This is a genomic window from Vibrio sp. IB15 (assembly GCF_016406055.1).
GTDB lineage: Bacteria > Pseudomonadota > Gammaproteobacteria > Enterobacterales > Vibrionaceae > Vibrio > Vibrio chagasii.
On record NZ_JAEFCE010000038.1, the window covers coordinates 22,588 to 36,411 of the forward strand.

10 protein-coding genes and 1 pseudogene are annotated in these 13,824 nt (G+C 44.7%); 4 read left to right on the forward strand and 7 right to left on the reverse strand.

Annotated features, from left to right (window positions below; translation table 11 throughout):
- Positions 1–4 precede the first annotated feature (4 nt).
- The 3 genes from JC606_RS14620 (at position 5) to JC606_RS14630 (ending at position 2,994) form a co-directional block, all read left to right on the forward strand.
- Entirely contained in the window at positions 5–667 is a 663-nt protein-coding gene (locus tag JC606_RS14620) for a response regulator transcription factor (RefSeq protein WP_198778852.1), read from the forward strand.
- A complete protein-coding gene (locus JC606_RS14625) occupies positions 657–1,871 on the forward strand; it encodes a sensor histidine kinase (protein WP_198778853.1) in 1,215 nt (404 codons plus the stop codon). Before JC606_RS14620 ends, JC606_RS14625 begins: the two co-directional genes overlap by 11 nt.
- 82 nt (positions 1,872–1,953) lie before the next feature.
- The gene (locus JC606_RS14630; protein WP_198778854.1) at positions 1,954–2,994 is read left to right on the forward strand and encodes a DUF2860 family protein; all 1,041 of its coding nucleotides are present in this window, start codon (positions 1,954–1,956) and stop codon (positions 2,992–2,994) included.
- Positions 2,995–3,491: 497 nt separating this feature from the next.
- On the opposite strand, the pseudogene JC606_RS14635 reads toward JC606_RS14630, so the two are convergent.
- Both JC606_RS14635 and JC606_RS14640 read right to left on the reverse strand, forming a co-directional pair.
- A pseudogene (locus tag JC606_RS14635) lies at positions 3,492–4,330 on the reverse strand (patatin-like phospholipase family protein).
- Between the two features lie 87 nt (positions 4,331–4,417).
- Entirely contained in the window at positions 4,418–4,978 is a 561-nt protein-coding gene (locus tag JC606_RS14640; protein WP_061032266.1) for a helix-turn-helix domain-containing protein, read from the reverse strand.
- Between the two features lie 102 nt (positions 4,979–5,080).
- On the opposite strand from JC606_RS14640, the gene JC606_RS14645 reads away from it, so the two are divergent.
- Positions 5,081–6,274, forward strand: a complete 1,194-nt coding sequence (locus JC606_RS14645; RefSeq protein WP_137406747.1) for a benzoate/H(+) symporter BenE family transporter — start codon at positions 5,081–5,083, stop codon at positions 6,272–6,274.
- 130 nt (positions 6,275–6,404) lie between these two features.
- Here JC606_RS14645 and JC606_RS14650 read toward each other — a convergent pair whose 3' ends face one another.
- Genes JC606_RS14650 through JC606_RS14670 form a run of 5 tightly spaced genes read right to left on the reverse strand, consistent with a single transcriptional unit; the run spans position 6,405 to position 13,671 of the window.
- On the reverse strand, positions 6,405–7,607 hold the full coding sequence (locus JC606_RS14650; protein ID WP_198778855.1) for a type III PLP-dependent enzyme: 1,203 nt from the start codon (positions 7,605–7,607) through the stop codon (positions 6,405–6,407).
- Positions 7,600–9,465 carry an IucA/IucC family protein gene (locus JC606_RS14655; protein ID WP_198778856.1) on the reverse strand — a complete coding sequence of 622 codons (1,866 nt, stop codon included), beginning with the start codon at positions 9,463–9,465 and terminating at the stop codon, positions 7,600–7,602. Before JC606_RS14655 ends, JC606_RS14650 begins: the two co-directional genes overlap by 8 nt.
- On the reverse strand, positions 9,437–10,645 hold the full coding sequence (locus tag JC606_RS14660; protein ID WP_102425675.1) for an MFS transporter: 1,209 nt from the start codon (positions 10,643–10,645) through the stop codon (positions 9,437–9,439). The genes JC606_RS14655 and JC606_RS14660 overlap by 29 nt, the downstream gene beginning before the upstream one ends.
- 6 nt (positions 10,646–10,651) lie before the next feature.
- Positions 10,652–12,463 carry an IucA/IucC family siderophore biosynthesis protein gene (locus tag JC606_RS14665; RefSeq protein WP_198778857.1) on the reverse strand — a complete coding sequence of 604 codons (1,812 nt, stop codon included), beginning with the start codon at positions 12,461–12,463 and terminating at the stop codon, positions 10,652–10,654.
- Positions 12,460–13,671, reverse strand: a complete 1,212-nt coding sequence (locus tag JC606_RS14670; RefSeq protein WP_198778858.1) for an ATP-grasp domain-containing protein — start codon at positions 13,669–13,671, stop codon at positions 12,460–12,462. The genes JC606_RS14665 and JC606_RS14670 overlap by 4 nt, the downstream gene beginning before the upstream one ends.
- Positions 13,672–13,824: the final 153 nt, after the last annotated feature.

Here is a 13,824-nt window from a genome sequence, read left to right on the forward strand (position 1 = left end):
TTACATGAGAATACTTGTCGCGGAAGACAACCACGCAACCGCAGCTAATTTAGGTGATTATTTAGAGCTCTTTGGTCACTATATTGACTTTGCGTATAATGGGCAGGCCGCTATTCAATTGTTAGATGAGTCGCGATTTGATCTGATAATATTGGATATTATGATGCCAGTAATGAACGGCTTAACGGCTTGTAGTGCTATTCGTGCGGGTCGTCACGCTGATATACCCATTATCTTTTTGACTGCGAGAGATACACTTGAGGATAAATTAGCAGGCTTCAAAGCCGGCGCTGATGACTACTTGGTGAAGCCGTTTGAGTTACAAGAGTTGCACGCTAGAGTCGAAGCACTCGAGGCGAGAAATCAACGCCGCTTAAGTCCAGAGTTTCGATACGGCGCTTTGGTTTACGATGTCGGTACCGATACTGTCACGGCTAATGATGAAATACTTGCTCTAGACCCAACTCAAAAACGTATCGTTTGCTTACTCATAAAAAAAGCCCCCAAACTCGTCGATAATCAAGACATTGCGTACCAAATCTGGAAAGGCGATGAGCCCGAAGAAACGAGCGCATTACGCACTCAAATATACCGCCTGAGAAAGGCATTGCCAGAAGGGATACTCGTTACAGAGCGTGGTAGAGGGTATCGACTTAATGCTGTTTAATGTGAAACGCTCATTGAGACAATGGTACTTTGGTCGCCTTAGGCATCAAGTTTTTACCGTAATGTCGGCATTGATGTTGCTGGTGGTCATTGCGATAGGAGTGATTGCGTGGGCGGCTACTGAAATAGCCGCCGACAGTTTTATTAACCAACGCGTAAAGTTACTACAACAACAATGGATACAAACATCCTTAATGGCCGGCGAGTGGACTAGCCCGGAAGATAATTCCCTTGCCGTCTACCAATTTGAAGATGATAACAAACCGAGTTTTCTTGAAGGCATAACAAACTTAGGGATAGAAGAATTTGAGCTTAGCGATGCTCATACGGTGACTTTTATGTCACCGTTTCAACAACAGTGGCTTCACTTTGTCTATTACCCTGAACTGGATCCTCAAATGGTCGATTATGGCGAAGGAGTGATGGCTTATGTTGGGTACATGATGGTCGTTGTGTTTGCTTTAGGACTGGTTGTTGCTCACTTACTGTCAGGTTATTTTAGCGGTCCAATTGACCTTTTGGTCCATCAAATTCAACATCCATCTGATAACATTAATGATAGTGCCATTTCGTCGCGCAAAGATGAAATAGGGGCACTGTATCGGACTTATCACCAAGCCTATTCTAGGATTCAATTCTTTTTGAAGCGAGAGCAACAGTTTACTCGCTTTGCCAGCCATGAATTACGAACGCCGGTCAATGTGATTCTCGGCGCGACCGATCTTCTACAAATCGCAGAAGTTAATGATAAAAAACGGCAAATAATTAGTCGTATTCAAGTCGCAAACAAAGAGATGGATAACTTGATCAATACCTTTTTGTTACTTGGCAGGGAAGAAAAGGGGATCCAGCCTAAAAAGTCACTACAGGCAGTCATTAACGAAACGATCGAGCAGCATCACTTTTTGCTCTCTGGTCGAAGTATCCAACTAGAACAAGTTTTGCGCTCGGATGTTGAAGTAGAAAGTTACTTTGCAAAGGTCATTGTCGCGAACCTTATCCGTAATGCGATGAGTTATACCGATTGCTATGTATCCATCCATTTAAAAGGGCGGCGACTTGTGATTGGAAATGATGTTAGGGAACACGATGGGCAAGGCTTTGGTCATGGAGATGAAATTATTTCAGCGGTCTGTAAGAGTGCCAACTGGCGCTATCATTTGTCGGTGACATCTCACAAAGCTAAAGCTGTGGTTTATTTTTAAATAAGTTAACCGGTGAGTTGTGACTTTGTTGTGACACAAGTCTAAGTAGAGTCTGACTATCAAAGCACATAAGGATAGTACGATGATTCACTCAAACTTGTTAATTCACCCAGTTTTATTTACGCCTTCGTTGAAGTATAAACAGAAAAACAAGGCGACCAAGTCTTTCTCACTAAAAGGTTACCTTAAGCTGTTGGCGGCTGGATGCGTGTTGGCTAGTTCTACAGTGTATGCATATGAACAAAATACAGCTGGCTTTCATGGTAGTGTCAGTCTTTTTACGGGGGTAGATGGTACCAACTCGGTGATGGATACCGAGTCCCAAGCTAAAATTACTGACTATTCGGGTTCTCAAGAACGGCAGAATGAAGCGGTTGTTATTCCGTTTTGGGATCTTAACTATCGTTTTGATGATTCAAATGAAGTGTATTTTAAAACCGATATTGTTGGAATGGCGAGCGACTTTTACACGCAAGCTGGATATCGTCATTATTTGACTGACGGCTCAAATATAGCGATTGGTGTGGTGCCGGGGTTGTTGGAGAAAGAAGTCTGGAAAAACCCATATCAATTGCAATCAGATAGAACGACGACAAGTGCTGCTGTACAAGGTCTTGTTTTGAATTATGACCGAGTTTTGGGTTCAGATTGGTCCCTTGAATTAGCTCGAGGGAAGTATTCTTTAGACCAAGAAGACAGCCTAGCAGCGCTCGATAGAAATTCGAATCTTAGCTATGTTGAACTAAATTACATGACTGACTTAAGTGAATCATGGGGAGTCGAGTGGTTGATCAATTACCTAGATGTTGATGCCTCTGGCTCGGCATTAAAGAGTCAGCGTATTAGTACCGAAGCTGAATTTCAACTAAGAAAAGGGCGACACATTACAATGCTAGCGGGCAGCGTTGGACTTCAAAAATTTGATGACACAAACCCTCTCTGGAAGCGAACTCGAGAAGATACGAAGTTAGGTGTGTCAGCGACATACATATATGCGATGCCATTTGATTGGAAGAATACACTTTTCATTGCGAGAGGTGGGTGGGACATCACTGACGCTAATATTGATTTCTATGACCATGATGAATACTTGGTGACTTTAGGAATGCAATATCAATTCTGAAAAGCCAACGTATTTAAAGTGGGTAAATGGCACTGATGCTTCTTCAGTTTCATTTACCTTTTTTTATGATTTTGATAGAGAAGGTTACTCGCCGTGTTTTGACTCTTCCATAGCGAATCTAGAGTGACTCTAACTTATTGGCTATCCAAAGGTTAGGGCGCCCTTTGCAAACTATGTCTGGGCCTTTAGATGAGCAGCCCAGTGTCGTGGATGGGTGAGTTTGTACACTAGATTGTAGGCTTTGTTGTAATAGAAGTAATCCGTTAAATGCTAATTTAGAAAAATCACTGTCATGCTTCTGTCCAACTCCGTGTGAGTAGGTGCAATACTAATAGGTTGCCAACCAATGAAGAGTTTGTGATTGCTCAGCAATCGGTAGAGCTTCTGTAATTTAGCCTAATACTAAATACTGAAAAGCGAGCCCAAGTGGCTCGCTTTTTTGTTTTATAGCTAGAGAACGGAGATTAAAATAGGCTGCTTGGCATTGAGTGGCTGCTTTATGTTTGTGTAACGAATCGCTCTGCTGCTCTCAGCCCCATTTGGTAACCGGCTTCAGTTTGTCTTTATCTGTGGTTAATCTTCCGACAGCAAAACTATCGTCCGGCACGATGACCTTAATGGTGCAATCGTGAGGTGGGTTCTCAATAAACTCTAAGGTTTGATTGTATTGTTCTGCACGCGTGATCATGGCCTCAGCCAGTTGAGGTGTCTCTTTCATTAGGCGACGTAAGAGCCAAGGTGCTTTCGGTGGGCGCTTTTTGTAACCCTGCTTTTGCGAGAGGATCACCGTGATCTGTTTCGCCCCTTGTTTATAAGCCTCAATCACGGGAATGGAATCGACCACACCACCGTCTATCATCTTTCGACCATTTACTCTCAGAGGCGTGCGGTAGGCCATAGGGACAGAGCAGGAAGCTTTGAGGAGTTCTTCTAGGTTATCTTTTTCACCCTGCGTGTAAAGCGGTTCACCGGTTTCAACATCCGTGGTCACGACTTGAAAGGGAAGCGGTTGTTTATCAAAGGCTTCCATATCGTATGGATAGTGATGTGCGATATGATCCCAAAGCCAGTCGAGGTCATGTAAGTGTCCACCTTTGGCAAACTTTTTGAAGTTAATAAATTCAGGTTGGCATGAGTAGTCAGAGATAATCGTATAGGTTCGGCCGCGTTGGTTAGACAACCAAGAGGCTAAGTTGGTTCAGCCCGTAGAGACGCCGATGCAGAAATCGAACGGGTTGTATTGGTGGTCGATAAAGCCGTCTAACACGCCAGCAGCAAAGATGCCACGCATTGCGCCACCTTCCACAACTAGGGCATGTGTTGATTCTAGAGTCATTTGATTATGGGCTCCCTAATTCTTATAGATGCATATCCTAACACTGTTATTAATACGAGATAAATGGTCGGATGTGTAGGCTAACCATTATTTTACAGGGTAGTGAATTACGTTATGGAACATCGCATTGTCTTCACCGAGGTTCTTATATCCGTGCTTTTGGTTAGCATTAAAGCGAACGGCTTGCCCTGCTTGTAATGTTTGCCATTCACCATCAAAAAGCACGGCCATCTCTCCTGAGATACATAATATGTGCTCGGTAACGCCAGTGTTATGCGGGTCGGATTCATGTTGATAGCCAGGTGCGAGGGTTAGCTCGAAGATCTCAAACCCTAATGCTTCCTCAAAAGGAAATAATAAGCTGACGAAGAAACCAACGTTATATTCCTCACGCCTTAACTCGTTTGCATCTCTGAATAAACTCGTCAGCTCATTGTTCGAACTTTCTGTGATGAAACTGGAAAATGACACTTCAAACCCAGATGCGATCTGCCAGAGCTTAGCGACGGTTGGGCTGGACTCCCCACGTTCAATTTGACCTAACATCGCTTTACTTACGCCTGTCGCTTTTGCTGCTTTATCTAGGCTCCAGCCCTTTTCTTGGCGTAGGCGTTTTAAGTTAGTGCCGACTTTAATTTCTGTTTGCATACTTTTTCTACAAGAATTTTTCTATAAATAGCTTGTACGCTATAGCGCACAAGTGCTAGGTTTAGCTTATGGACGTTATAACGCACATAGGAACAAAATAACATGACTAAGCTAAAATTTTCCCACGTTAGTACGGGCTTTATTGCTGTATTTATTGGGTATGCAAGTGCTGCAGCGATTATTTACCAGGCTGCGATGAGTGCCGGAGCAACTCAAGAGCAGGTTGCGTCATGGTTCTGGGCGTTGGGAATTGGTATGGGGGCAACCACGATATTGCTCTCTTTCTACTACAAGAAACCGGTTGTGACGGCTTGGTCGACACCGGGAGCTGCACTGTTGATTACTTCGCTTGAAGGTCTGACGATGAATCAGGCAGTTGCTGTATTCCTGTTTAGTTCGTTGTTGATCACGCTAGTCGGTATGGCTGGGATATTTGAGAAAGTACTTAAACAAATACCCACGTCGATTGCATCGGCTATGCTTGCGGGGATTTTATTGCAGTTCGGTTTGGGCTTGTTTACATCGTTAATGGAAGAAGTTCAGATAGTGGTGGTGATGCTTGCTGTATTTATTTTGGCTAAATCGAGGTTAGGAAACTTGTTGATCCCAAGTATTTTCGTCATTGCTTTGGTGATGTGCGTTGGTTTTGGAAAGCTCGATGTCAGTCAAGTCACGTTAGGTTTAACGACACCGGTATTCATCATGCCTGATTTCGAATTCTTTTCTCTTATCAGCGTTGGTATTCCGCTGTTCATCGTGACGATGGCTTCGCAGAACTTACCGGGGTTTGCGGTGCTAAAAGCAAACGGGTACCAAGTGGATTCATCGAAGATCATCACTACCACGGGTGTGACAGGGTTACTATTAGCGTCGCTCGGAGGCTTTGCGTATAACCTTGCGGCAATCACCGGAGCGATCTGTATGGGCCCCAATGCCGATGACGATCCCAAAACGCGTTATATGGCGGGAATCTCGATGGGCGTGTTCTACTTGTTAGCTGGCGTGATGGGCATGTCATTTGTGTCCTTGTTTAGCGCGGTTCCTTCAGCGGTAGTCATCGCTGTCGCGGGGTTAGCGGTGATGCCTACATTGATGAACTGTTTAGCGGTTTCCATGGCAGACAACCACTACAGAGAGCCAGCGTTGTTTACGTTCTTATTTACAGCTTCTGGTACGAATTTATTGGGTATCGGAAGTGCGTTCTGGGGGCTTTGTATTGGTTTACTTTGTTGCTGGTTACACAATTACAAAGTCAGAACGAATGGGGACAATAGAGCTTCACAAGCTCAGTCATAGTGATGCTTGATGAAAGGCGCTAGTGAGCGATGGTTTACTAGCGCCTTTTTGTTTACGAGGTATTACCTAGATGACAGCTCGTTTTTGGATGAGATTAAGTTCCAAAGCTTTATCTTGGTTTCCTCGAAGCTTAAAAGTAGTGAAATATAGGTGGCTCATGCATCAAAAAGTTCTGGTGAGAAATGTTCCACGCATAAGCACCTGCCAAGGTGAAAACAAGATAATCACCGATGTCGATGTACTCAATGTTTTGGTTTCGAGCGAGTACGTCTTTTGGTGTGCATAACTGACCAACTAAATTGGCAGTAGTGTGGTGGATTGGATTCGAAATGGTCGAGTGCTGCTGATTGTGGATGACCGCAAAAGGGTGATCATGGCTTTGTGCTGCTGGTGTACGGAAATGATGCGTGCCGCCACGAGCAATAACAAAATTTTCGCCAAGATTCTGTTTGATGTCTAACACTTCCATCACATAGTAGCCGCAAGGAGCTGAGATATAGCGTCCACACTCAAAGCGCAGTTTCCAATCTTGCATATGTTCTTCAGCGATCAAGAATTCTAATTTGTCGCAAAATTCTATCCATGGGAAGTGTTGGCTAGGATCTTGGTAATTGATCCCCATACCGCCACCGAGGTTAATAATGAGTTCTTCAAGAGAGTATAGTTCTCTCCACTGTTTAACCACCTGGAAGTAACGTTGAACGAGTGCTAGGTGACGACCAACATCGAGTTGATGAGACATCAGGTGAAAGTGGAAGCCTTTCAACTCTATTAACGGGAAATCACGTAGATACATGATGGCGTTATCCAATTCAGTTTCATCGAAACCAAATGGAGTCGGTTTTCCGCCCATGGCTAGCTTGCTGAGCGTGATGTCCCCAATATCGATATTCATGCGCAGAAAGATGGAAGCAGGTCGATTCAACTTTTGTGTCAAAGCTCCGATACGCTGTAGTTCTGTAATACTTTCGACATGAATGGCATCGACATCAAGTTGTATCGCTTGTTCTAATTCGCTTGGCATCTTCCCTGGACCACCAAAGATCAGTGGTTTATTAAGCTGTTGCTGCTGAAGGTGGCTAAGTTCGCCGCCAGATGCCGCTTCAAACCCATCAACGTAAGGCGCTAAAGTCCTCAAGATTGGCGCAGAAGGGTTAGCCTTTGCGGCATAAAACAGTTCCACGTTTTTGGGTAATACATGGCGCATCTGCTTGATGTGCTGTTCCAGCGCATTTAGGTCATACATGTAAGCACACAATGGCTGACTTTGCTGCTTCGCGAGCTGTTTTACTTCTTGCTCGATGTACGGGGGAAGCTGAGTTGGCTTAGTCATGACACTCTCCTGTGTTTTGAATCGCCCATGGTGTCGCGATTAGCGTGTACCCCGACTCTTTGTCGGCATTTTGCATCAAGCGAGTGGTGAAGTTGTTCTTACTTGGGAAGAAGCCGCCATCAAGTAACGCCACTAACTCTGGCTGCTTGCCATTGATTGACTGCCAACGAACGATGGCTTCTTGTAATAACTCCCACAATGTCTCTTCAAGTTTGGCGTCTCCCTCAGCAATAAAGAATACGGCTTCACTGATGTTGTTAATAAAGGTGCAGTAACCAATGCGATTCCAGCCTTGTTCTCGGCTGTAGTAAACCGATTGTTGGGCCCGCTCTGGAAGCTGTTGTAATGTCTCTGAAGGCCAAAATTCAGGTAACAATTTTGTACCTTCGAGATCTCGAATCCACACGCAACAAGGCATGCCTTTTTCGAAACCAATCAGCGTGTTTTGTAAGTGAGGTTCAAATGCGACCCCATGTTTGAAGTAATAGTTAAACACGCCTGGAATCAAGCAATGCAAGTAGCGCTCAAACCACAAGGTAGCGACACTCTCATACTGGCTTTGTGTCGCTTTCGCTTTTTGTTTTAGCTGGGTCGCTATGCAGCTGTTTCCTTCACGATCATAAGCAAACAGCGAACCTGCCAACGTCGGTTGTAGAACGTCGGTTTCACTAAGTTTGAAGTTCTCGCGATACAAAATGCCAAATGATTCACGCGCTTTTATGATGTCGTCAGTCTCTTGCCCTGCGATAGATTCTAGATTCAGTGTTGTTGCGTATGGCTCACTCATCACCTTGAATATAGGGTTACGCAGCTGCTCGCTCTCTTTTATCGAACGTAGAATAGAAGTTAACTGAACAGCACTGTCGAGTTCATACCATGCGTTTTTTCGAACACAGTTAGTCAAACGTACATTGATGGAAAACTTAGCAAACCATTCCATGTCTGGGTGATAGAGAGTACGCACGGATGAAGTGGGTAACAGTTTGTCTCCACCTAGGCCTAATGGTGTAATTTTTCCTTGTTCAATCGCACGTTGAACTGCTGGATTTTGTAGAAGTGTGTAGCTTTCCCATGGGTGGCACGGATAAAGTAATTTTGATTCTGAATCACTTTCTTTTGGGGCCAATTGTTCGAGCATCGCTTCAGGTGATGTACGCGTATCTGAGCGCAATATATCCAGTAAAGCTGCCTCCACCTCAAACCAATACAGAGGCACCTTCGCGCCAACTTCCGGAGAGCAAGCCAGTAAGTCATCCATACTTACACCAGAACGACTTTTTGGTGTTGGATGAAAAGTATGTCCCCAGAGGAGTGACTGTTCTGACGCGATAAAGGCATTATGCTGCTGGAGTGTACTGTCGGCGTTTAGGAATTGCTCGGTGACCAGCAAGCTGTTCTGCATTTGTTCTATCAACTCATGGTTGAAAGGAATCATTAATACTTGTTTAAGGTAATTGAGTAACAGTGTTAGGGTTTGAGTTGCGTCTAATTTAGACCAGCCAGTACCAGCCATTTTCGACCAAGGTGTATCTAAAAGTTTTACTTTTCCTAGCTTACTGACGTACTCAACAGGCAGGACTAGCACGCCACTTTCTTGAGCCCGATTTTGCTGTGGGAGATGTATTGCCACACGTTGCTTGGCCGTAAAGTTTCTTTTTAATGTCTGCGGTAGTGATGCTGAGTTGAAGCACCAATCAACTTGCTTATTCGGTATCGCGTATTCACGCAGGTAGCAATTCACTACGCCCATGATGGTATTTAATTGGGCTTTTTCTTGATTGAGCCGAACCTGACTGTGATTTATTTGCGTCTTGTTTTCAGCTCGGTTCTCAGTTGGAGATGAATGAGTGTTTAACATGTCGATGTCCAAATTTTGAAAGAATGATCATTGCGATAGCCGTACTAAAGCTAATCAAAGTAGAAAGTAAGAAAGGAACCTCAAGCCACCCTAAGCTTGATATAAAAGACGCGCTTAACCCTGCTGCAACGCCACCCCATTTAGACATGGCATCAAATCGCGAAAATATCTTGCCACTTTGTTGTCGGTCGATTTGGTTGGCTAAGGCTTGATGCAGCCCTTGGTAGCAACAGACCAACCCAAGTCCAAAAACAACTCGAGCGATGATTAGCGTTGTTTGATCCGGTATCAGGTGCATCGCTGTGCTGACTGAGAGCAAGCCAAAACCAAGGTACAAGGTATTTTGCGGGTGACGGCGGTTGAGCCTTTCTGAAAACAGATGAACTTTTCCGGCAAAGAGTAAGTAAACACCGTGTGGAAGAGCGTATAAAAAGCCTATCCACGCTTGGTTTGTCACACCGTATTGCTGCACAAAAGGTGAGAAATAGGGGAAGGTGACGACCATCGAAAAAGCAAAGCAGAACTGTACACCGAACACCCAGTAGAGATGGCGTAACGGCTTGTGTGTTGCTTGTTCTCTTTGACTTGTTGCTTGGTCTTTTGCTTCTTTCTCTACATCCAATTTCTCTAAGTTATCAGCAGGGAGCGTTAGGGTGATTGCCAATGCTAACAAAGGCAAGGCAGACAACCACAGATACGCATTGAGCGGACTCGTGTCTGACAATGTCCAACCTAGGCCGATGGGCGCGACAATCAATGCCAAACGAGCAGAAAGCTGGGTCTTATTCAGTGAGGTACCGAGGGTCTTTGCGTCTTTAATTTGACTTGATAGGTAGCTATTAGAGGCGGCCATGGTGCCGCCAAAGGTTCCTTGAACAATAAGACCAAACACAAACATTGTCAGACTGTCTGCCAAACCACACAGAGCAAACCCTGCAGCAAGCCCTAGTTGTGCTCGTAACAGAGAGCGACGTCTGCCAAATTTATCTGCAAACTGCCCCCAAAATCGTGCAGCTAACGCAGTACAAAAAGTTGGCAAAATAAATAAAATGCCTGCCCAATCTGAATCGATATGTGCGCCAAGTGTCGGTAATACCATAGGTAAAAACAGAGGCATGCCTAAGGCTGCGAATGCCGCTATGAAGTGGCAGAACAGCACACAATAAATGAGTTTGGTCATGGTGGATTAGTTCACGCTCTGTTTGATGGATTCTAAGTAAGCGTGTTGTGCTTCTTCACTGGTAAGTAGTAAGAAGTTCGGAGCCGATAACCCATAAAATTTGTTTATATCGCTAGCACCGGAGGCTTCTTTCGAGAGCAAACTGCCTGAGCTTAATAAATACTTGGCGTATAGATTCGGTGATTCAAATAGCAACTCGTTGGCAAGTGAAACGTCATGACCTTGATTGCGAAGTTGCTCTAGCTGTAGTGAAAGGCTAGTTGCCACTATTTTGTAAAGGTCAGCCGATGGCGCAATAGCTTGTGCGGCCATTGCTTCAACAATCGCCGCAATATCGAGCTGTAACGTGATGGTCGTGAACATCTGACCAAGAGCCAGCTCCTCGTTTACTTTAATGCGTTGATCCAGCAATTGATCGCACTTAACCGGTGAGAGGTGTTCGAAGTTTTTAAATCGCTCAGGCCAAATCCGCGCTGCATCATTGTCCTTCATCGCTAAGGTCATTTTTCCCTGAGCACCGAACGCTATAATGGCGTTCTGTTGGTTGGACTCCAATGCAATGCCGTAGCGAAGCCACAATCTCAGATGCACTTTTGAAAGCAGATCAACGTAATCCTTAAACCAAGCTAACGTGTCATTGTGATAATACTGTTCGGCGAGGTGCTCTAAGAACAAGCGGCCATCGGGCATTGGGCTAGCCAACGCGGCAACGGGAACGAGTGCTTTATCTTGCGAATGGTTCAATGGATATTCACGCACGATGTAAGCGAAGCTCTTGTCATCTCCTACGTGTCCACCGTGTTTCTCATTGCAATGAAATAGCGTGCCTTGTAAGTCGCTATCATTTTGTTCCAAGTGCGTTAATAGGCGCTCGAACCAGTGTCCATCATAAAGAGTCGAAGGCTTGATTAAGCGAATGTTTTTGGTACCTAGAGAACGCATGATAAGAGGTACTTTGATGTGAATATTTGGTGCAGAATTCACAACAACGGTACGCACCGATAGTGTAGGCGTAACCTCAAGGTATGGAGTAGGGGCTTCAATAATGCCTTCTGGAAGAGACTCAAGGCCTTGTAGTGTTAAAGGGTGTGCTGGGAATAAATGATGACTCACAGCAAAGTCGCCCGGTAGACCTACTTGCTCCATGGTTGGCCAGCATTGTGGCTGTGAACTTGTCAAAGTGATGAGTGACTTATCAATCGCTAGCCAACGCAGAGTAAAGCTTTGTGCAAACTCTGGTGCATATTGCTTGAGGTCTGTATCACTTAACCCAAATTTTGCGCGAGCGGTTGGATAATAAGGGTGATCAAGGTACGACGCGATTTGATCAGCACGCAGTAATTTTTGGTTCCAATGCGTCAGCTTAGAAATTGGCTGCATTAATGAATTAGAATGTTGCTGGAAAGCGTTCTCACATAGTGCTTTGTGTTCCTCTGCACATTCCAGTTCTTGTAAGTAACCATCTAGCAATGGGTGGGAGCTTTCATGTGCACACGCTTTTAATAATTGAATCCAATCATGATAGTTATGCTGAAGTTCAAACTGGCCCTTTTTCTCGATTAGCCAACCACTACCATCCACCCCATTAGGAGAACCGTAAACCCAGCGCTGCATGTAGTAACTTGGCGTGACAGGTAGGTAAAGCGTGAAATCAGAATGGGAAAAGAGAGCCCATGCTTGCTCATCCGGGTAATTCGAACTAGTAAGGGTAGCTGGCGTTCTGGCTGTGAACTGACTTTTAGACACTAAGCCGAATAGGTCTTCACGAAGGCAAGTGTCCACTAGTCGCTGAGTTAGGTATGAAGCGTTGCTGCTCATGCGTTCACCTCACTGTTTGACGTTAGATTGAATCGAGAAATAGTGCGTTGAAGAGCAGCATCTAAACTTTGCCCTGAGGGTGATGCTATAGAAATTCGCGCTAGGTAATCTTTGTTGGAAAAGCTTTGTAGGAAGGCGTCACCCGGGTGTTTGAGTACCTGCTGCTGCGTGACAATATCGCCATCTTGATGAATGAAAGATGTAGATGTCCCCTCGATGACGCCACTTTGATTTGCCACAACATAGTGGACATTTGCACTGCCACTTATTTGGAATGAAGGGTCTAGCTTGCTGCCGAGGTGTAGGCTTAAGATGGTGCTGAACCACTTTCCTCCACTTAGATTGTCGAGTAGGAACTCACGACCATCTCCAATACTGCGATAGTTAATTTCAACTAATACAGGGCCTGACTCTGTGATAATGAATTCACTGTGGCAAACACCGAAGCCTACGCCAAATGCCTTCAACTGTCTGACACATTCATCTTTGAATTGAGTGCTGTTGTCGCCATTCCAAGTCGCAGCAGTTTCAATAAAGAATGGAGGCTCAGAGAGTTCCACATCAAACCCACCAAGTGCAGCTAAGTTTTCTCCGTCTCCCATGGTTTCTAGGGTGATCAGTGGGCCCTGCAAAAAATCTTCAACCAAGATTGGGTTCGTCGGGTGTTTCTGCCAAAAGCGTTCGCAATAATTCTCCAGCTCAGTTTTAGAGTTACAACGCTGGACGTCTATGCTTGCCACGCCCTCTTTGGGTTTAGCGACGACAGGAAACGTAAAGTTCAACGTAGAGTCTATGTCTTGGTAGAGCAATTCACTTTGCACATTGGGTAAATATTTATCGCTCAGAACTTGGCGAGTGAGGTGCTTGTTCTTTGCTTGCAACGTTACCGTCCAATCTTTTGTTGGTAAGCCGAAGAATTGCGCACAGATAGCGGTAGAGGTTTGCAAGTGATCACTGTTACTAAAAATAGCGCTAGGTTTCAGGTTTTGTTCTGTGATGGTTTCGATAAGTTCGAGTGGATTAAACACATCACATTCAAGAATTGCGTCTGGGCTAAAACGCTCGTCATCGTTACTCAATTTTAGGTGGCTGAGCTTGTGATCTGTGATCAGTATGACGTTAAGCCCCATCGCTTTTGCTGTCGGTACGAAGCCGTGAGTGACTGCGTCATTGACGACGTGACTCACAATAATAATCGTAGATTTCATTGGGCTTTCCTAATTTATAAAACGTTGTTGTTACCTGCTCACAACTTGCATTCAAGTGGCCTTTTTCTTGGTTTTAGGGAAGGCTTCTTTCTATGCCATTGTTTTTATTGATAATGGTGTTAATAGCGCAGTTGCATATTGCCGGGCAAATAT